This is a genomic window from Microcoleus sp. MOSTC5, assembly GCF_036701825.1.
Lineage (GTDB): Bacteria > Cyanobacteriota > Cyanobacteriia > Cyanobacteriales > Microcoleaceae > Microcoleus > Microcoleus asticus.
The window spans coordinates 33,160-53,573 of sequence record NZ_JAUBRK010000021.1 but is presented as its reverse complement, the minus strand read 5'-3'; the positions used below and the strand labels follow the sequence as shown (position 1 = coordinate 53,573).

Annotated in this window: 18 protein-coding genes; 6 read left to right on the top strand and 12 right to left on the bottom strand. The window is 45.7% G+C overall.

Going from position 1 to position 20,414, the window contains the following annotated elements:
- Positions 1-10: 10 nt before the first annotated feature.
- From QUA54_RS13715 to QUA54_RS13690, 6 genes are all read right to left on the bottom strand, one after another.
- Positions 11-1,069, bottom strand: a complete 1,059-nt coding sequence (locus QUA54_RS13715; protein WP_333415065.1) for a potassium channel protein — start codon at positions 1,067-1,069, stop codon at positions 11-13.
- 264 nt (positions 1,070-1,333) lie between these two features.
- Positions 1,334-4,147 (bottom strand): AAA-like domain-containing protein, encoded by a 2,814-nt coding sequence (locus tag QUA54_RS13710; protein ID WP_333415064.1) that lies wholly within the window; start codon positions 4,145-4,147, stop codon positions 1,334-1,336.
- 19 nt (positions 4,148-4,166) lie between these two features.
- Complete coding sequence (locus tag QUA54_RS13705) at positions 4,167-4,688, bottom strand: type IV pilin-like G/H family protein (protein ID WP_333415063.1); 522 nt, start codon at positions 4,686-4,688, stop codon at positions 4,167-4,169.
- A gap of 349 nt (positions 4,689-5,037) precedes the next feature.
- Entirely contained in the window at positions 5,038-5,556 is a 519-nt protein-coding gene (locus tag QUA54_RS13700; RefSeq protein ID WP_333415062.1) for a type IV pilin-like G/H family protein, read from the bottom strand.
- Between the two features lie 116 nt (positions 5,557-5,672).
- Positions 5,673-6,233, bottom strand: a complete 561-nt coding sequence (locus tag QUA54_RS13695; RefSeq protein WP_333415061.1) for an SPFH domain-containing protein — start codon at positions 6,231-6,233, stop codon at positions 5,673-5,675.
- 61 nt (positions 6,234-6,294) lie between these two features.
- Complete coding sequence (locus QUA54_RS13690) at positions 6,295-6,840, bottom strand: NfeD family protein (RefSeq protein WP_333415060.1); 546 nt, start codon at positions 6,838-6,840, stop codon at positions 6,295-6,297.
- Between the two features lie 175 nt (positions 6,841-7,015).
- Here QUA54_RS13690 and QUA54_RS13685 point away from each other — a divergent pair, with 175 nt between their 5' ends.
- Complete coding sequence (locus QUA54_RS13685; RefSeq protein ID WP_333415059.1) at positions 7,016-8,791, top strand: AAA-like domain-containing protein; 1,776 nt, start codon at positions 7,016-7,018, stop codon at positions 8,789-8,791.
- A gap of 377 nt (positions 8,792-9,168) precedes the next feature.
- Positions 9,169-10,269, top strand: a complete 1,101-nt coding sequence (locus QUA54_RS13680; RefSeq protein WP_333415058.1) for an iron-containing redox enzyme family protein — start codon at positions 9,169-9,171, stop codon at positions 10,267-10,269.
- A gap of 178 nt (positions 10,270-10,447) precedes the next feature.
- Here the strand turns inward: QUA54_RS13680 and QUA54_RS13675 are convergent, their stop codons facing one another.
- Positions 10,448-11,167, bottom strand: coding sequence for an SAM-dependent methyltransferase (locus QUA54_RS13675; protein ID WP_333415057.1), 720 nt, complete (start codon positions 11,165-11,167; stop codon positions 10,448-10,450).
- A gap of 628 nt (positions 11,168-11,795) precedes the next feature.
- Between QUA54_RS13675 and QUA54_RS13670 the strand changes: the two genes are divergently transcribed.
- Complete coding sequence (locus QUA54_RS13670) at positions 11,796-12,053, top strand: hypothetical protein (protein WP_333415056.1); 258 nt, start codon at positions 11,796-11,798, stop codon at positions 12,051-12,053.
- A gap of 223 nt (positions 12,054-12,276) precedes the next feature.
- Here QUA54_RS13670 and QUA54_RS13665 read toward each other — a convergent pair whose 3' ends face one another.
- Entirely contained in the window at positions 12,277-12,519 is a 243-nt protein-coding gene (locus QUA54_RS13665) for a ChaB family protein (protein WP_333189083.1), read from the bottom strand.
- Positions 12,520-12,719: 200 nt separating this feature from the next.
- Complete coding sequence (locus QUA54_RS13660) at positions 12,720-13,199, bottom strand: YqhA family protein (RefSeq protein WP_333415055.1); 480 nt, start codon at positions 13,197-13,199, stop codon at positions 12,720-12,722.
- Between the two features lie 864 nt (positions 13,200-14,063).
- Between QUA54_RS13660 and QUA54_RS13655 the strand changes: the two genes are divergently transcribed.
- Entirely contained in the window at positions 14,064-15,149 is a 1,086-nt protein-coding gene (locus tag QUA54_RS13655; protein WP_333415054.1) for a hypothetical protein, read from the top strand.
- Positions 15,150-15,217: 68 nt separating this feature from the next.
- On the top strand, positions 15,218-16,117 hold the full coding sequence (locus tag QUA54_RS13650; protein ID WP_333415053.1) for a DUF4142 domain-containing protein: 900 nt from the start codon (positions 15,218-15,220) through the stop codon (positions 16,115-16,117).
- A gap of 463 nt (positions 16,118-16,580) precedes the next feature.
- Here QUA54_RS13650 and QUA54_RS13645 read toward each other — a convergent pair whose 3' ends face one another.
- Positions 16,581-16,949: a Lin0512 family protein gene (locus QUA54_RS13645; protein WP_333189080.1), complete on the bottom strand. Its 369-nt coding sequence runs from the start codon at positions 16,947-16,949 to the stop codon at positions 16,581-16,583.
- 282 nt (positions 16,950-17,231) lie between these two features.
- Between QUA54_RS13645 and QUA54_RS13640 the strand changes: the two genes are divergently transcribed.
- Positions 17,232-18,146, top strand: a complete 915-nt coding sequence (locus tag QUA54_RS13640) for a branched-chain amino acid transaminase (RefSeq protein ID WP_333415052.1) — start codon at positions 17,232-17,234, stop codon at positions 18,144-18,146.
- A gap of 187 nt (positions 18,147-18,333) precedes the next feature.
- On the opposite strand, the gene fghA is transcribed toward QUA54_RS13640, so the two are convergent.
- Both fghA and QUA54_RS13630 read right to left on the bottom strand, forming a co-directional pair.
- Entirely contained in the window at positions 18,334-19,188 is an 855-nt protein-coding gene (gene fghA / locus QUA54_RS13635; RefSeq protein WP_333415051.1) for an S-formylglutathione hydrolase, read from the bottom strand.
- 52 nt (positions 19,189-19,240) lie between these two features.
- Positions 19,241-20,350 carry an S-(hydroxymethyl)glutathione dehydrogenase/class III alcohol dehydrogenase gene (locus QUA54_RS13630; protein ID WP_333199114.1) on the bottom strand — a complete coding sequence of 370 codons (1,110 nt, stop codon included), beginning with the start codon at positions 20,348-20,350 and terminating at the stop codon, positions 19,241-19,243.
- Between the last annotated feature and the right edge of the window lie 64 nt (positions 20,351-20,414).

The following is a 20,414-nucleotide window of genomic DNA, read 5'->3' as shown; positions in this document are numbered from 1 at the left end:
CGTACTACTTCTACTTGGGAGGCCGGGGGAGACGAAAACTCAGGGGACTGAGGATTTGATTGAGAGTTCGCAGTTGTTCGGCGGTGCCCAAACAAATCAGCATATCTCCCCCTTCGATCGCAGTTTCTCCGGTAGGCCCCACAATCAAAGTCCCGCCAGCGCGCCGCACTGCTAACACCAACGCCCCCGATTGCGATCGCAACTTGGCATTTCTCAAAGTTTGCCCGACGTAGACACAACTATTGGGATCGATCAAAAATTCCTCCATGTAAAAAGAACTATCGGTGCCCGTCAAAACAACATCTAAAAAATCCATAACTTGAGGCCGCAAAGCCGCCGCCGCCATCCGCTTTCCGCCGCTAATGTAGGGGGATACGACGGCATCGGCGCCGCCTCGCTGCAACTTCTTTACGGCTTCTTCTGTGGTGGCGCGGGCGATCGCCCGCACCTTGGGATTCAGAGTTTTCGCCGACATGACAGTGTATAAATTCTCGGCATCCGAAGGCAAAGCTGCTACTATGCAAATTGCGCGATCGATCCCCACATTCACCAAAGTTTCGTCCAGAGTCGCGTCTCCTTGGACAGCCGTGTACCCCAGCGCCAAAGCTGCCTCAACCGACTGCACCGCCGAATCTATCACCACAAAAGAGATATATTCAGCCTGAAATTCCAAGGCAATTTGGCGGCCAGTGCGCCCAAAACCGCAGATAATGTAATGCCCGATCAAAGAATCTACCAATCGCCGCTGCTGCCTAATTCTTGCTCCTTCTTGAAAATATCCTTCAATCAGCGCTTCTGTAAAGCGGTTGACGATGAAACCAATCACAATCACGCCCATCAAAATCAGGCATATGGTAAACATTCGCCCGCGTTTCCCGAGGGGCTGAAGTTCACCGTAGCCCACAGTTGCTAGGGTAAATACAGTCATGTAAGCGGCATCGAGCAAAGACCATTTTTCCACCTGCCAATACCAGAGAGTACCCGTGCATAAAATGCCGCCCAGGGCGATGACTCCGCCCGTTAAGTCTTTTTGCAGGCGCTGGTACTTTTGTTCTAGAGTTGAATACACCGATCGGGCTTACCTATTACCTATTAGCTGCTACCAATTGTAACCATATCAGCCCTAGACGCAGGGGCGGTCAATCGATTTTAGATTTTAGATTTTAGATTTTAGATTGACCCCACGGATAAATGCGGGGGCTTGAGGATTTTAGATTTTAGATTTTGGATTGATTCCACGAATAAATCACGTGGCGGGTACAATCAAGAAATTCTTGGTCAAAAAGCCAGTTTCTGCCTAGATACTTTGCTGCCAAACTCAAGATTTTGACTCTTAACCCGGTTTTTTTTGCGTGAGTTCCGACTGAGTTCCAATCCCATCGCAGAGGTGGCGATTGTTTGGATTTGCGATCGGATTTGTCTGAAAATAATTGCGGGCGACATTGCAGCCCTGCACCAGCAAATCGTCAAGATTGAGATTCCACAGCATCACCGTACCGTCAGCACTAGCACTTGCGATCGCCTTGCCGTCTGGACTAAAACTCGCACTCCAAACAGCATCCTTGTTACCTTTTAAAGTTTTGAGCAATGTACCGTCAATATTCCACAGCCTCACCATTTTGTCTGTGCTTGCAGATAGCAACATTTGGCTGTCGGGACTAAAGCTGATATTTGTCAATCCACTTGTATGCTTTAAAATACTTAGGGGTGTGCCGTCTTTGCTCCAAATTCTCGCAGTTCCCCCAGCACTTCCCGCCGCCAGCATTGCTCCGTCTGGACTGAAAGTTACACTCATAATTTTATCACTTTCAATCTGTAAAGTTCGGAACAATTTGATATCGGTGATTGCTTCGATTGACTCCTGTTTTTGCAACTTTTCATTAATCTTGCTCAAACTCCAAAGTTTAACAGTGCCATCAGTGCCAGCCGCAGCAATTATCTGACCGTCTGGGCTAAAACTCGTGCTGGTTATCCAACCTCGCTCTACTTGAAAACTTGACAATTCTTCACCGTTGATTTTCCATAGTTTCACAGTTCCATCGACACTGGTTGAAGCAATAATATTACCATCTAGACTAAAAGAGACACTTGTTACTTGACCGCTGTGTCCTTTTAAATTATGAATTAATTTGCCATTTTTTTGCCAAATTTTGAGAGTTTTGTCGTCGCTGGCTGAGACAATGAGCTGACCGCTAGGATTGAAGATGGCATTTCTAATTTTATCAGTATGGCCAGTTAATGTTGCTTGTAAAGTTCCCTTAGTTTGCCAAAGTTTGATATAATTATCATCGGTAGCCGTCACAATTGTTTGACTGTCGGGACTGAAACTCGCGAAAGCAAGGGTACTGGCTTGACTCTGCAAGCGGCAGCGTTCCCGAAAGCTGTAAACTGCCTGTTCGAGGGCGATCGCCACTCGCATCTGAATATCTGAACTCACTCCGAGCGATCCTTTCATTTCTGTAACAGCTCTAATGCTTTCTACCAAAGCTTCATCTTTTTTATCGGCAGCCAAGAGCGTTTCTGATAGCAAACTGAGAGTGAGAATTTTGTTGTTTCTTTCTTCGATTGACGGTTTAACCCAAAAGGCTGCTATCAGAATTAATATTAGTATTGTTGCTGCTCCTGTAACTGTTTGCACTCTCAGTTGTTGCTCGCGCCAAAGTTTAATTGCAATCACTTTTTTCTGCTTTTGTGCTTCGCTTAGTTCCTCTAGTAATCTTTTTTCGCGACGCAGTTGTTCTATTTCAGCTTGATGCTGTTTTTCTTGACAGCGGAACTTAGCAAATTCCGCTTCTTGACTCGCATTTAAAAATTGATAATCTTGGGTGCTCAAGCTTTTATTTGCCGCCCAGTTTCGCGCATCTTCCAGTGCTTGACCGCGCAATAATCGAGATTCGTCTTGACAATTTGTAGCTATCCATGCTGTTAAAGATTCGGCATAGGGGCGCAAGTCGCCGAGTGCTTTTTCTACCCAGTTTTGGTTGAATATAGCTGCGTAAATGCGGTTGGATACGGTTAATTTTCCGGCTCGTTTTACTACTAATCCGCTCAGTCGCAATTCTGTTTGTTCGGGAGTATCATCCGCCCAGATTCCCCCTACCAGGGCGGGTACGGGGGCACCGCCCCTACAATCGGGGGGTTCTGAAAGTGGCAATATTTTCTGGTATAGTCCTAATAACCTACTGGCGCGGTGCTGACTTCTGAGAAGGCGATCGCGAATTGTTTTGATGTGTACTGGTTCATCGGACGATTCCCAATTATCAATAATATGAGATTGCACGATATCGCGAATTAATAATTGATGTGTAGTAAAAATTTCAGTTTTGCTTTCATCCGTTGAATCTGATATAATAGAAGCCGACGCTAAGCTTTTTACACTGTGCAAAATCAGCTTGCAAAGCTTTTGAGTCAGAAATGGTTGCCCTCCAGTCCAGTCCAAAATCTCTTTTAAAACCTCTTGAGGATTGTCTACTTTTCCCTCAAACCCTTTTGCTAAAGGCAGAGCTTCCTGTAAATTAAAACCGTGCAATTCAATAGCTAAACCGATATTAAAGGGCGTGCGAGTTGCATCGCTAATTAAATCCGATGGCGTAGCCACTCCCAGTAAAGCAAATGTAATGCGCTGGTATTCTGAATTGTGAGCGCGTTTATTGTAACAACATCTAATTAATGCAAAGAAATCGTCTAGCGGTTCTTGGAAACTCAGAACGCTATCAATTTCATCAATAAAAATGACCAGGTTTTGAGAAATTTTGACCAGCAGTAATTCTTCAATTAACTCTCCTAAGCGCTGCACCGGCGACATCAACTCTCTCTCCCGCCACCAAGTCATAAACTCGACTGGGTTAAACAGGTTGAAACTGCACAAAAGTTTGTAAGCGACGCCGCCGTACCACTTATCTAGAGAGATTTGCTGGTTGCCAATGTCCGAAAGGTCGATCGTAGCACAGGCAATGCCATCAGCGGAGAGCTTTTGTACAGTTCGCACCAGCAAACTGGATTTGCCCATTTGTCGGGAATTGAGCACGTAGCAAAACTCTCCGGCTTTTAGGGCTTGATAAAGTTCTGAGTCAGCTTGTCGCACTACATAAGTAGGTGCATTTTGCGGGAGACTGCCGCCGATTTGATATTGGTAATCGACTGTCATTATATTGCCTAGAGTTAAATTATTTGGTCACTTCTGTTGTGCCTTTACCGCAAGCAATCTTACCATTTTCATAGGTGGGTTCGGCTGGTTGGCTTGTACCAGCCGAATCAGCTTGGCACAAGATGGATGCTGTTGTCATTTTATCTTTAGCAGCCTTGGCATTAACTTCTTTAGCAGGAACTACAAAGACACCGCCGATACAACTTTTAAGTTCTTCCTTGGAGACTCCATAATTAAATACTGCTTGGTTGGTTGCGCGAATTGAATATTTGTAGTTTGTTGTTTCAGTTTTAATGCCAATCCCCAGTGCTTCCACTGAATTGGAAAAACTACCTCTGTCTAAAAATTCCGCTTGCTCAGCTTTGTTCATTGAGCTAACATACACTTTTGCTTCAGATTGCTTTGCTTTATGGGCGCTGTTCAAGAATGATGGAAGAACGAAAGCAGCCATTATTGGCCCAAGAAACATCAAAAGCACTAAACATCCGCAACCAGCATAAATAGGTGAATTTCTATCTGACTTAGAATTTTCTTGACTCATGGTATTATATCCTCATTGTTGGTATTTTTACCCAAGTTTCCAGGTTAAAGTCCCTATTTCGTGACTTCCTTTGTTCCCTTACCGCAGACAGGGTAGCCTTTTTCTAGCTTGGGTAACTGCGGTTTAATAATCCCTCGTTTTTCAGCTTCACAGATGATAGTTATACTGGTTTTTTCATTAGCAGGAGCCTTGTTATCAACATTTTGAGGTGAACCCTGAAGTCTCCAGCAGTAGAGCTTTTAAAAATGTTAACCATTATATGCAATGCTAGCTGGCTTATAATATTGTTAACTCATGGTATTGTATCCTCTCTGTTTGTAGTAAGGACTTTATCTTGCCTATACTTAGATTATTTGGTCACTTGTGTCGTGCCTTTACCGCAAGCAATCTTACCATTTTCATAGGTGGGTTCGGCTGGTTTAATTGTACCGGGAAAATCAGCTCTGCACAATATGGAGGTTGTAGTTATTTCCTCTTTAGCAGCATTTGGCTCAAAGTTTTTAGCAGGAACAAGAAACACACCGCCGACATAACTTTTAAGTTGTTTATCCTTGGATACTCCATAACTAAATGCTGCTTTCTTAGTGGCGCGAACTGAATACTTGTAATTTGTTGTCTCTGTTTTAATGCCAATTTCCAAAGCCTTAACAGAACTGGAAAAAGCATTTTTTTCTGCAAAATAGGCTTGCTGACCTCGGCTCATAGAGCCAACATACTGTTTTGCTTCTGAAATTATGGGTTTATTGCTAGCATTCAGAAATGATGGCAGAGCGATCGCGCCCATTACTCCAATGCCCATTAAAAGCAATAAGCATCCGCAACCGTTATAAGCTGAATTGCTAATACTTGATTCTTGATATTTAGTCATGGTCTTGTCTCTTTAAATGCTATATACAATGCGGATTAAAGTCGGCGAAGCAGAGCCTCTGGATCTGCGTTACCAGGCAGAGCCTGGTAACGAAGAAAATGAGGTAATACCAATCCTTAAGCTCGCAGGTGTTCTACTTCTTTACGGCTAATTGATGTTGGCTTAATGACTTTACTGCCGATCGCAAAATCGCGCAATTCCACTCTCGTAAACTTCACACCCCAAGGATCTGTCGTTGTATCCAACTCCTCCACTAAAGCATTATTGATTTCATTGCGAGCCGTGTAAAGTTCCTCCAGAGCTAATGTCGCAATGTGAGTCCGAATTGAAAGAATCAGCATATTTAACATCGCTTCCTTGAGATTCTGCACCTTGTAAGACGCTTTTTCTAAGTCAATTATTCGCCAGTACACAATAAATTCAACGGTGACGGCAACGCGATCGCGCGTCGTACATTCTTGCGGTGGCAGTCTTAAAATTTGCTCGCGCAGAGTTTGTTTATAGGCGACTGTTTCGACAAAGGGAATCAAAAAAGTCAAACCTGGTTCGAGTTTCTTGCGATCGTACTTTCCGAAAATTTCAACTAAAGCCTCATCTCCTTGACGGACGATTTTAACGCTGTTGGCTAAGGATACTCCGGTGATTGCAAACAACACCATCAAAAAATACTGATACATAGTGAATCTCCTGGTAATTTTAAGGTGTGAACTAAAGATGAATTGAGGTTGCTGCCAATGTTTAGCCGTTGATGTGAATTAATCTGTCAGGTACAACAATCAGCGTGTTTCCTTCGCGGCGCAAAACGTAAACTTTTTGTCTGGGTGCGATCGCCCCTTGGGAATCTTCATTGCGAGCTTTCCACGAAGCCCCTTCATAAATAACCATTCCGGTTTCTCCGGGGAAAATTTCGCAGATTGTTGTCGCTTCGGTTGCTTCGGGAATGACAAACTTTTTGCGAACAATAAAAATTGGTCGAATCCAGATGCTCAGCGCGAGGGCTATCCCCATCCAGTAGAAGATTTGCCAGTCAAAATCTTCATACATTATGTTCGCCCAACTAAAATCAAATGCTACCGATCCTCTCCACAAAATAAAGGATTCAATTAAAGCGGAAGTTCCCATCATTAGCAGGTAAAACCTGTATTTTTGGGGCTGAGTTTTGATGATTAATAGCTCGAACGCACTAAGCACAACTCCCAGCAGCAACCAGAATAGGGGCGGGGTGAAGGCGAAACCTGGTTGATTAGTGGCTGAAGCCAGCGGCAAAATTAGGATAGAATACACAATGCTTTTACCTCGTTTTGATGGGATTCAACCTTGTTATTTCTAATCTAATCAGGTGGCTATTTGAGTTGGGGACTGAGTTATTTGAAAAATCATCGACTTTTCATCGACTTTTCATCGACTTTAGGGACGGTTGGCATTTATGATGGTTTCAGTGTCTCGATTGTGATAAGCAATGCCACGATCGCTAAGGGTGCGCGAAGAGTGCATTCGCGCAGTTAAATCCTGTCTCCTGAGAAATGGCTTTCCCAGTCAGAAAATTCTGGCTGAGGATTTAGGCATGGCCCAATCTACTGTCAGCCATTTTCTGAATGGCAAACCTGTGGATTATGCCAATTTCATCGAAATTTGTCGCGGATTGGGGCAGGAATGGCGCGATTTAGCCGATTTTGAGGCGAATTCAGAGCCAGAGGAGATACTGCTTGTGAGGGCAAAAGTGGCGATCCTCTTCCAGGGCTTCGCCAACGCCCGATCGACCTCACACAACACCCTTTCCCAGCAGTTACACCAAGCTTTGAGTGCGGCAGGCCACGAAGTCTTTTTTATTAACAACAGCAGCGACTCACGCTCATATTTAAAGCGTTGCGATTATTTGCTGTTACTGATTTCCAAAGAATCTGCCGCTAGCGAAATGATAGTGGAACAAGTGCAGCTAGCCAAGGAATTGCACAATTTAACGGCTCAAAAACCCGCTATTTTACCGATTTGCGTTGAATTAAACACACCGCTTTCCTTTGATTTACTCAGCTATTTAGCAGGAATTCAGCCCTGGCTGTGGCGCGGTGTTGGCGACTCATTTAAGTTATTATCAGAAATTTTAAATATCATCAAAGAAGGTCGCACATCGTTAACTGCCGACTATGAATTAGCTGTACAATGGAACGCAATTAGTAGCACAAAACAGTCAATAATTCAACCCCTGCCAGCCGCGCCGCCAGAATTGCCGGGAGGACAAGTTGAAATAGCTTCTCGTTTTTATATCGCTCGCCCTCCGATCGAATCCCGCTGTTACGAGACGATCGCCCAACCGGGAGCGCTGATCCGCATAAAAGCACCGAGACAAATGGGCAAAACTTCCTTGATGGCGAGGATTTTGCATCATGCAGAAGTGCAAGGTTCTCGCACGGTAGCGCTGAGTTTTCAGCTAGCAAATCGGAAAATATTCGCTAATTCCGATACATTTTTGCAGTGGTTTTGTGCTAGCATCGGTCAAGAGTTAGGAATGCTAGAGCAGTTGCCGAAGTGTTGGGAGTTAGCGGATTTGATTGGCAGCAATCAGTGCTGTAAAGCTTATTTTGAACAGTATTTGCTGTCAGAATCCTCAAAACCTCTGACCTTAGGCTTGGATGAGAGCGATCGCCTGTTTGAATCGCCGGAAATTGCCGACGATTTTTTTGGGTTATTGCGAGCTTTACACGAAGAAGCAAAACGGCGAGATATTTGGAAAAAATTTCGTTTGATTGTGGTGCATTCGACAGAAGTTTATATCCCGCTGGATGTGAATAAATCGCCGTTTAATGTGGGTTTACCGATTGAATTGCTGGAGTTTAATTCGCAGCAAGTGCAAGACTTAGCAGCGCGACACGGAATCAATTGGAGTCATACAGAAGTTGCAGAAATGATGGCGCTAGTGGGAGGACATCCCTATTTAGTGCGGCTGGCGATGTATCGCATTGCCCGTCAAGATGTGACTTTAAATCACTTGCTGAAATCGGCGACAGCGGAGGCAGGAATTTACAGCGACCATTTGCGCAGGCATTTGTGGAATTTAGAAAAATATCCAGAATTAATCGAGGCGATGAGAGAGGTTTCGAGTGTGTCAAAGCCAGTCAGATTGAAGCTAGAATTGGCGTTTAAATTAAACAGTATGGGCTTGGTGAAACAGGAGGGCAATTATTGCAGTCCAAGATGCAATTTGTATGAGGAGTATTTTCGCGATCGCCTAGGTTGATAGTCATAGGTTGTACCAGTCTCAAGAACGGGCAAGATGCCCGTTCCACAAGAAAATTTATTTTTCAAGAACGGGCATCTTGCCCGTTCCACAAGAAAATTTAGTTTTTGTGGAACGGGCATCTTGCCCGTTGCTAAACAGGTGATTGAGAAGGAAGCCTGATATCAGTTAATACCAATTTCCATAAACGTTGCTACCTTTACTCACAAGCTGAAAAGGGTATGAGACCGTAGCGGTCAAATCTCTATCAATGGAAGGGTGTATGCGGCTGACTGATTCGCTATATTGAAATTAATTAGCCATAATCCTCAGCAATCTGCAACGGTTAGCTGTTTGGGCAGGCACCACAATAATTAGAGTTAGCATAACTTTATTCCATGCAAAACACCCTAGAGATACTTCCTTCTTCCGACTCGGCGAGTCTTCCCAAAAAGCAACCCGCACTCCCAAATTACGAAGCAGCCGATCGACAATTTGTCAATTTGCTAGAAGTCGAAGATTTAGACAAGACGGTGGCGGCAAAACCGTTACTTGTCAGCGATTTTGAAAGCGCGATCGCCTACGCAATTCAAGCAGCTTACCAACAGGAACCGGGCGATGAGGCCGCTCACCGCTTCTTGCAGCGCGTGCTTTACCGTATCAACCGCCTCAACTTGTTTTGGTACGACGATTTGCGCCGCTACAACAACGAGCGATCGCACTATTTGCGTTCCGTGCGCGATCGCATTGAGGAACCTTGGCAGCAGTGGGAACTGGCGCAAATCGACGTTGCAGCGCTGCAAAAATTGCCGGATGTCAAGCAAGCCCTGCGCGATCGCGCGGCCGCCGATGTCGATCCTCCGCTAACTGAGCTCGATCGCTACCAGCGGGAACAGATGACTGAAGAGGGATACAAACACCTGCTGGCGATCGCCTCTTTCGACGGTTTAGTGGAAGCCAGCCGCCTTTCTCGCATCCTCGGCGGTGCTGGCAACGAAATTCAGTCAACGCTGACGCGGGTGCTGATTGAAGAATACGGCGGCGGTCGCCTTCCCCGCAAGCACTCGACCTTTTTTGCTCAAATGCTGGCAGAATTCGGGATGAGTACGGAACCGGAAGCGTACTTCGATTTAGTGCCTTGGGAAGTGCTCGCAAGCATCAATCACAACTTTCTGCTGACGGAACGCAAGCGCCATTTTCTGCGTTACAACGGCGGACTCACTTATTTTGAGGTGGCGGGGCCCGTCGCTTACCGCAATTATTTAGCTGCGGCCCAGCGTCTGGGTCTTTCGCAGGCTGCGATGGGTTATTGGGAACTGCACATCAAAGAAGATGAGCGTCACGGGCGCTGGATGTTGGATGAAGTGGCGATCCCGCTGGTTGATAAATACCCGCAGGAGGCGTGGGAGCTGGTGTTGGGGTACGATCAGGAGAAGTCGATCGGCGATCGGGCTGCGGCTGCTGTGGTGCGATCGATCCAAGCCACAGAACGGAATTAACGGCTATCTAGGGTGCATCAAAGACTGATGCACCCTAGATATTGCAGCGTTTTCAATAAGCCTTTTAGGAACAGGCAAGATGCCTGTTCCACAAAGAGTGTATTTCTTGTGGAACAGGCATCTTGCCTGTTGCTGACAATGGTGCAACATCTCAGAGGCACCCTACCAGCGATGTATTTTAAAATGCTGTCATTAACTGAATTAGCTCGATCGACAAATCTCTTTGCGACTTTTCCTGTTTCTTAAACAAAACTCCAGCCAGCAGATAGATATTTTCCGAATAAAAAGCCATGCCCTGTTCTCGCAGACTGGCGATCGCGCTTTTCACCTTGGGTTCCGAACTATAATAGCCAAAAGTTAAAGGTGCAATCTCAAAATTTGCAACCGAGTAGCCTCGATCCAAGGCATAATCGATCAAACCCACAGGATTAGAATAGCTAGAAACCATCAGCAAAACTTCATCGCAGCCCAAGGATAAAAGTTTCTTAGCAATTGTAGAACCATCACTCCCGCCGTGCAACAGCGGCTGGTAAATCTTATCATCCACCGCTGGCAAGTAAGGCGGATTTGAGATTACACAATCCGCCGACTGGTATAAAGGCGAATCAAAAAAAGAGCAATTGTTGACGGTGTATTTTTCGCTCAGTTCATATTCCTTAATTTGAGACTGAGCAATTTTCCAAGCTACATTATTTAGCTCAAATCCCTGTATTGTGCCATCAAAATCAGTTCTCAGCAAAGACTTAATAACAGGACTTCCCTCTCCTGAACCAAACTCTACGATAAGTCGAGAATTGTCGCTGGCATTTAACACTAAAGTTTCCAAGCAGTGCGCGTAAAAATCAGATTCTTCCGGGCAGTGGAATACCTGTTTCAGAGGATGGGATGAAGTGAGCATAAATTCTGTAACAAAGTTGACTATTTTCAAAGTATCGAATAATTAATATTCCAGCAATCTGTCGCAAGAGCTATTTTCTAAATTTTTATAATCGAACTCTTCCGGTTTTACATTGCAATTAAATAACTCTTACTGCCGATATATCGTCAAATTTACAAAATTAATCCGTTTGGCAGATAGCAATTATCTTAATATCGATTACTCTTAAAAGAGTAGGTAAATGAGCCACTAATTATTAATTTTAATCTTGTCAAACATAACCTTCTTAAATTATTCAGTTTTACCTCTACGACCCAAACAAATTAACGCCGTTTAGGATTGAGAAGGGCTTTGGCACCTTCAGTTTCCCCTTAGCAAATATCTATTTTATTCAAAATTTTATACTTGCCTCGCTCTAGCTTGCCTGCTGTGGATCTTGCTCTTAATACCCATCTTCGGCACAGCACAATTTTTTCCTGTGAGTTGGATGCTGCAAGTAGGTTTGCGGTCAACACTCAGCCTCGTAGGTACAGCAGCAATGGTAAGCATGACATACTATTGGGTTAAAATATAAGGCCTGACTTGGGTGCTTTACGGTTGGGTAATACTGATGTTATTAGCATTGCTGCTAACCGACTAGACCATTTTATTGAGCTGGGGAAAAGTGTTGGCGAATCTCTGTCCCCTGTGGTTTGGAATGAGCGGAATCGGCTATTTTTGGACGGGATGGGAAGTGCGATCGCGCGCGCTTTTAGCTACCAGTTTATTTCACGTGTTGGGGATTTTAATTTTGCCTCACACGGGCGGTTGGTATTTCCTATTTACGGGAGCCGTAATGGTATTTAGCTTGCTCGTTTTAGCGGAATTGCAATGGGATATGCCCCAGCCGATTAACACCCTGCATTAACTTCTGTACGACCGCGATTCCCACAGCTATCAACGTAAAGCATTAACCACAAGTGATGACTGCTTTACTAATGACTGATGATATCATGCCCGCTAGAATAACGTCACTGCAATTGGTTGGTAGTGAGGACTCTTCGTTCTCATCAAAAATTGAGGAAGGAAGCCCTCACTACACCGCATATAGGGGTTATGTTAGCGGACACGATATTACTAATGGCTGATAACTAATTGCCACCAGACTGTACAGATTTGCGAGTTTGGTTAGTATCGTCGCCCTTGTGATGCCACGTGCCACCTTCGCCTTGAACATATTCAGATTTTACGCTGTTCCAAGCCACGCGAGTAGCAGCATCTTGGCTCATTCCATCTTCGCTAGCGCTCTTAAAAGCAGCCTGAAAAATATGCTGCGCTCCTTCGGGTAGTTCTTGTGCTTCTGAAGGTAGGGTATCAAATTGTTGTTCTGGCATAATGGTTTCCTATTATCAAACATAAATTCTATCTTATATACTCGAAGCAACTACCTCCTCTCTCTAAAAGCAAGTTTAAAATTGCATTTTTATCAGTCCGAAGGCAGATGTAACATTAACTTTATTGTGAGGTAATAATGCAATTAGATTGCCGTTGCTGGTTCAGCGGGATTTGGCTAATTTCCCTGCTCAAACAGCCATTAATCTGACTTCGGCTTTTTTACTTGCGAATTTAGAAAATACGTCAGCGCAGCGATTACTAAAGCGATACCCGCTCCCAAGGGAAAGATGTTTGTCGCGCCGTTCCATTTAACTACCTCAGAGAGAAACAATACACTCAACACTACTACAATCACGCTAGTGAGTTTGGTTTTTAGGTCGTCGATTGTGTGAATCTCCAGCCAGTGTGGTACTTTGATGCGCTCGTCAATAAACAGCTCGTAAAGTCCGAGTGCAGTAATGTAAAATACTGTGGCGAGGAGAAACAAATCTACAACTTCGATGCAAGACAGAATCAGTTGTTTCGAGTTTTCGCTGGAAACGGATGCTGTAGCTGTGTAGCCGATGGTAATGACGGTTTCCAGGGCACCGTAGATTAAAAGCGTCACAGAGGCTGCAAAACAGCCTAATACAGCGATTAACATTAGATAGCGACTTCGGGCAAGAATTCGATGCAGCATAGTTGATGTCTCCTTGGAAAATGTGTTAGAGAACAAGCGCTCTCTGGCATAGTTTTGGCTTTACTATATCAGAGTTTGCCCGATCGCACTCACAAGCTATTCTGACGAGTGCGCCGCCGCTGGTTAATTTAATGTCGCCCGGGTTCGACTCGGATATCCCTCAGTTCGCATTCCTGTTTTACGCAACTCAAAGGCCAGTCAAAAGCTTTGCTGTTGCAGGGTTGTAGGCCGTCTGGGACTATCAGCGGTAGATCGGGCTTTTTGAGATAATTTAGTTTCCTGGGAAAGTTTGAGCGGTATTCTGCGAGTGCCCAAATTGCCAGCAGCAAGTTAAGGAAAAATAGCGAGCAAAAAAATTTTAAACTAACTCATCTGGCGGAGCGCTAAGCCAAAATTGACGGAGAGAAAATCAAGAATTTCTGCCTCAAAGCACCAGCAGCCGGGGAAAATTTATAGGAAGAGCCGGGCGCTTGTCTGAGAAACCCGCTTGATTGGTATATGTCTCGTTACTCAACCCAAAATTTTTCAGATAAACCCGGTTTATATCCCCCGCGTGCAAGTTTTGATTTAGCTAGTCGGCCGCCCAATCAGATATCATCTACCACCTGAAATAAAACGCCATTTTGCCAAATGTTCCTAAAGATGAATGGCGCACTTGAACGATACGTAATAGCTTATAAACTATTAACGCTGCGGTCTAATGTATCAGGGAAAAATAATCGAGGAAACGGGACTAAATTGGCTCCATTACCTTCATTATCCCGCAGCACAGGTTAGAAAAGTTGCACGTTACGCTGTCAATTTGACCCTGCGGTTTTGGCATCACAAGCGATCGCAGGACTCTACACAAAAGCAAGCATTACCATGAAATCTTCTAAGTTGTTGAAAGTTGTTTTAGCAAGCGCTTGTACTTTAGGTTTAGCAACGGTTTCGTTAGCAGTGCCTGCTTCAGCCCAGTCGGGAGGCGGCGGTGCTGGTGGCGGTGCTGGCGGCGGTACTGGAGGCGGTACTGGGACAAGCGGTACTGGCACAAGCGGTACCACAGGTACGACTGGCACAAGCGGTACCACAGGTACGACTGGCACGGGTACAACCGGTACGGGTACGACTGGCACGGGTACAACGGGTACAACTGGCACGGGTACAAGCGGTACAAGCGGTTTGAGTGGCACGGACACAACGGGTACAACGGGTACAACGGGTACAACGGGTACAACGGGTACAACGGGTACAACGGGTACAAGCGGTACAAGCGGTACGACTGGTACGGGTACAAGCGGTACAAGCGGTACGACTGGTACGGGTACAAGCGGTACGACTGGTACGACTGGCACGGGTACGACTGGCACGGATACAACGGGTACAACGGGTACAACGGGTACGACTGGCACGGATACAACGGGTACGAGTGGCACGGGTACAAGCGGTACAACCGGTACGACAGGTACGGGTACAACGGGTACAACCGGTACAAGCGGTACAAGCGGTACGACAGGTACGGACACAACGGGTACAACCGGTTCAACTGGTACAAGTGGCACAACGGGTACAACCGGTACGACAGGTACGGACACAACGGGTACAAGCGGTACGACAGGTACGGGTACAAGCGGTACAACCGGTACGGACACAACGGGTACAACCGGTACAACGGGTACAAGCGGTACAACAGGTACGACAGGTACGGGTACAAGCGGTACAACAGGTACAGACACAACGGGTACAACTGGTACAACCGGTACAGACACAACGGGTACAACCGGTACGAGTGGCACTGGTACAACGGGTACAACGGGTACAACCGGTAATACATCGACGCCGGCTGATACTAATTCTGGAGTTTTGAGTGCTCGGCGCGAGAGCCCCAACAATTTGGGGTGGCTGGGAGCCTTGGGCGCGTTTGGTTTGATCAACTTGTTTCGGAAAGGCAGTACACAGTCTCCTCGCTAGTTTCGGGCGATTCCCTACCCGATAGCTTCGCTTTACGTAATTTTGAAAACTTAGAGGCTTAGAAATTCATGACTTCACTCAATCGCAAAACTTTGTTCAAAAAATTGGTTACTGTTGCCGGAATTGCCGGCGTTAGTTCCTTGATAGCTGTGCCCGGATTCGCAGAATTAAACCGCCAGACTCACGGCTTGAGCCAGTCGGGCGATCGAGTTTTCGATCTTGCTCAAAACGATTCCAACAATCTTAATCCTCCTGACTCTCCTGTTAGCGATCCCAACAACAATAACAGTCCCGGCGGTGGTTCTCCCAACAGTCCAAATACCCCCAGCAACAACAATCCCGGCCGTTCTCCCAACAGTCCAAATACCCCCAGCAACAACAGTCCCGACGGTAGTTCTCCCAACGGCCCAAATACCCCCAGCAACAACAATCCGGGCCGTTCTCCCAACAGTCCAAATACCCCCAGCAACAACAATCCGGGCCGTTCTCCCAACAGTCCAAGAGGTGGCGAAACTTCGCCTAATTCTCTCAGCAGCAGAGACAGAACATTTGTTATGCAAGCAGCTCAAACTGGTATGCTGGAAGTGCAGCTCGGCAGATTGGCAGTGCAGCGCGGTTCTAGTGCTGGTGTGAAACAGTACGGCCAAGAAATGGTTGATGAACACACGCAGGCAAATCAAGAACTGATGCAGTTAGCAATGCAAAAAGGCGTAGAACTGCCAACCGAAATGAGCAGCCAGAACAAAGCTTTGACCGATCGATTTTCGGGACTCTCCGGTAGAAGTTTTGACACTGCTTACAAGCAGGCGATGATCGACAGCCACAATCAGGCTATTGCTCTGTTTCAGGCTCAATCTCAACAGGGACAAGATCCCGAGTTGAAGGCTTGGGCTACCCAGAAGTTGCCGAACCTTCAGGCGCACTTGCAAATGGTTAACCAAATGTTGGCAGATACCAGCCAGCCATAATATGAAGTAGAAGAGGTAGAGTCCGATCGCGTTTTAGGCTATCGGACTCTACCTTTTGTGTTCCGAGAGGGAAGAGCAATAAATTCTTTTAAACCCTATAATTTTTGAGAACAATGGAAGATTTTCTCCGCAGCTTGTTGGGCAACAATATTACAGCAACCTGGCTGTTATTAATCGTAGGGTTTTGCTGGATTGCTTACATACCCGGCCGCCTGAGAAATTAAAAATTATCAATTAAAACTTCAAAATTAAGTAGGTAGGCGCAAATAAACCTTAGCGTGCAACAGACCTATTGTAAGATGCCTCAAACCCTCAGATTTTATACCGTATTTCATGCGAACTCTCCGGGGTACTCTACAAGATAGTCTAAATTAATCATTTTTTAACAGACAGGCGTACGATCACCCGATCGCGGAAACAAAGAAGTGCGATCGGGCGATTTATTCAAACAACAAAAAATTAGTTAATCCTGAGTGTCCACAAAAACACTCACAGCCGCCACAGCGATTAGCATTTCATCATTTTTATCATTCAGAGAGGCGATCGCCCTGCCTGCCACAATCATGCCCCCTTGTTCCACAATCAGAGTTTTGCTGCCGAAAGGGAGTACGGCCAACACCTCTTCGGCGCGCACTTGTTCCGGGTAAGGAACTGCCACCTTAACCTCAACAATCATCTGATTGGGGTCGCTCAAACCTGCCACTTCCCAGACGCCTAGGAGAGCATTATTGGCGATCGCATTCCGTACAGCCCTTGCACAGGCTACAGTCGGTTCCTGCCCGTGCTGGTCTATACCCATCCCCATTTCAATGATGAAACATTTGCGTGCCATAGTTGCCCTTTAGTTGATTTTTGTTTGTAGTCGATCGCACTTTTCCTCAAAACAATTATCAACCAAACAGACCGCTCTTGATATTATTTTATAAATAGATATAACCAGATAATAATCCCAGTTAAAAAAACAATGCAACTGTGCGCGATCCAAAATTATATCGAATCAGTCATTTCCAATTCTTCAATTCTTTAATCTCAAATCTAAAATGGTATAACTTATGGTAATATAACCAAATTCACCATTCCTCGCGGACTGCAAAACTCATCGCCAGCTTGAATCATGGATAGTTTTCTGCCAATTGCCTACTTTCAAAACCAATTTCTCCCATTTACCGACGCCAAAATTTCCATAGCCACCCACGCACTGCACTACGGAACCGGAGTTTTAGGCGGGTTGCGGGGAATTCCCGACCCCCAAAATGCCGATCGAATCTTGCTATTTAGATTAGACCGCCACTGTCAAAGATTAAGTCAAAGTGCCAGCTTCCTCCACTGCGATTTGCCAGCTAGCAAAATCCAACAAATAATCATTGATTTTGTCCATAAAAACCAGCCAACAAAATCATTTTATATCCGCCCTTTCGTCTACACATCCAGTTTGGGAATTGCCCCCCGACTGCACAACGTAGAAACCGACTTTTTTGTTTACGGATTAGAACTCTCAGACTATTTGCCCAAACAAGGAGTCAACTGTAGAATTAGCTCTTGGTACCGCCAAGAAGACCGCAGTTTGCCCTTAAGAGGTAAAATTAGCGGCGCTTACATCACCTCAGCTTTAGCCAAAACAGAAGCAGTAGAATCCGGCTTCGACGAAGCAATTATGATGAACACTCAGGGAAAAGTCAGCGAAGCTTCAGGAATGAACATATTTGTCGCCAGAAACGGTAAATTAATTACTCCCGGTTTCGAGCAAGATATTCTCGAAGGAATTACCAGAGACAGCGTTATAACTATCGCCAGAGACTTAGGAATTGAAGTCACAGAAAGACCCGTTGATAGATCGGAACTGTTGATTGCAGACGAAATTTTCCTCTGCGGAACCGCAGCCAAAATTACGCCAATTAACCGAGTAGAAAACTATCAATTGTCCAAAAACCGACCCATCACCGAAAAGATTTTGGACAAACTAACCGGGATTATCGAAAATCGCGACAGCAAGTATAAAGACTGGGTATTTCCGATCGATCTTAATTAACCGAAAATACCTGTCGTAGAAGCGAGTTCACTCGTTACCAGGCAGAGCCTGGTAAAGCAGATCGGGAGGCTCTGCCTCCACATTTAATGGCAGCCATTCGAGGCAGAGCCTCTGGATATCGGTTCCCAGGCAGAGCCTAAGAACCAGTTGTTGTGGAGCAGGCATCTTGCCTGCTTCCTGCTAGGAACTACCCGCACAAAACAGCAGCGTGATGCCGAATGTGCTCCTCCATAAAACTAGCTATAAAATAATAGCTGTGATCGTAACCTTCCTGCATCCTTAAAGTTAGCGGCTGTCCCGCTTTTGCACAAGCTTCCGCGAACACTTCCGGCAACAACTGCCCGTCAGTAAGAAACGAATCAGCCGTCCCGCAGTCAATCAGAATCGGGCGGTTATATGGTGCTGCCACAACCAATTCGCTAGCATCCCAAGCCCTCCAAATCTCTTGGTCGCTGCCGAGGTAGTTTGCAAAAGCTTTTTGTCCCCAAGGGCAGCGCATTGGCGCGGAAATAGGCGCAAAAGCGGAAACCGAAAGATAGCGCGAGCCATTTTTCAAAGCGCAAATTAACGCCCCGTGTCCGCCCATCGAATGACCGAAAATTCCCTGTTTTTCCGGTAGCGCTGGAAAATTTTCGGCGATTAAATTCGGCAATTCATCAACCACATAACTGTACATTCGATAGTGAGAATTCCAAGGTGTGGCTGTCGCATCAACATAAAAACCTGCACCACTTCCTAAATCCCAATCGTCATCTTCCCCAGGAATACCAGTATTGCGCGGGCTAGTGTCGGGCGCAACCAGCATTAACCCATATTTTGCCGCAAATTGCTGCGCCCCCGCTTTTGCCATAAAGTTCTCTTCCGTGCAGGTTAAACCTGATAGGAAATACAAAACTGGTACGGGTTGAGATAAAGCTTGCGGCGGCTGATAAACCGCGAATTTCATCTCGCTGTTGCAAGCGGAGGATTGATGACTGTAAAAGCCTAGTTGGCCGCCGAAACTTTTATATTCTTTTTGCAGTTTTAGGGATTCAGAGAGCATAATTGGAAATTGGGAATTAATCTGTATTACATCCGTTGCCGAACTTCTTCCTTCAAAAAGTCAAAACTGTGCGAATTACTTCGCCTTTGTGCATTAAATCAAAAGCTTCGTTAATTTGTTCGATCGGCATTACCCGAGATACCAAACTATCAATATCAATTTTACCGTCCATGTACCAATCAACAATCTTAGGAACATCAGTTCTGCCTTTTGCCCCCCCGAAAGCCGTACCTTTCCAGACTCTGCCAGTTACTAGCTGAAACGGGCGGGTGCTAATTTCTTGACCTGCTCCCGCTACCCCGACTATTACGCTCACGCCCCAACCTTTGTGGCAACATTCCAAAGCTTGACGCATCACATTAATGTTGCCGATACATTCAAAACTGTAATCAGCTCCGCCTTTGGTTAAATCTACCAAATAAGGCACTAAATCGCCTTCCACTTCGCGGGGATTGACAAAGTGAGTCATGCCGAATTTTTCCGCCATCTCTCGCTTGTTGGGATTCATGTCTACGCCGACAATCATGTTAGCTCCTACCATTCGAGCCGCTTGAATTACATTCAAACCCACGCCGCCCAAACCGAAAACTACCACATTAGAACCAGGCTCTACTTTCGCAGTATTTATGACAGCGCCGATGCCAGTTGTTACGCCGCAACCGATCAAACAAACTTTATCAAAAGGAGCATCTTCGCGAATTTTTGCTACTGCAATTTCCGGCAATACTGTATAATTGGCGAAGGTAGAAGTTCCCATGTAATGGTAAAGTTTCTGTCCGTCTATAGAAAACCTGCTCGTGCCGTCGGGCATCACTCCCTGACCTTGAGTCACGCGAATTGCTTGACAGAGATTAGTTTTGCCGCTCAAACAATATTCGCAGTTGCGGCATTCGGGAGTGTAGAGAGGAATTACTCGATCGCCCACTTTGACACTCGTTACTCCCGCCCCAACTTCTGCGACTATCCCGGCTCCCTCGTGGCCTAAGATAGCAGGAAACAAACCTTCAGGATCGGCGCCAGAAAGAGTGTAAGCGTCAGTGTGACAAACACCAGTGGCTTTAATTTCCACCAACACCTCTCCAGCCTGCGGCCCATCTAGATCAACCGTTTCAATGCTCAAAGGTTTGCCGGCACTGCGAGCAACTGCTGCTTTTACTTTCATGCTTTCCCCCTGCGATCGATTTGTCAACAGACCAGTAAATATGTATTGTATTACTTAATCTCAA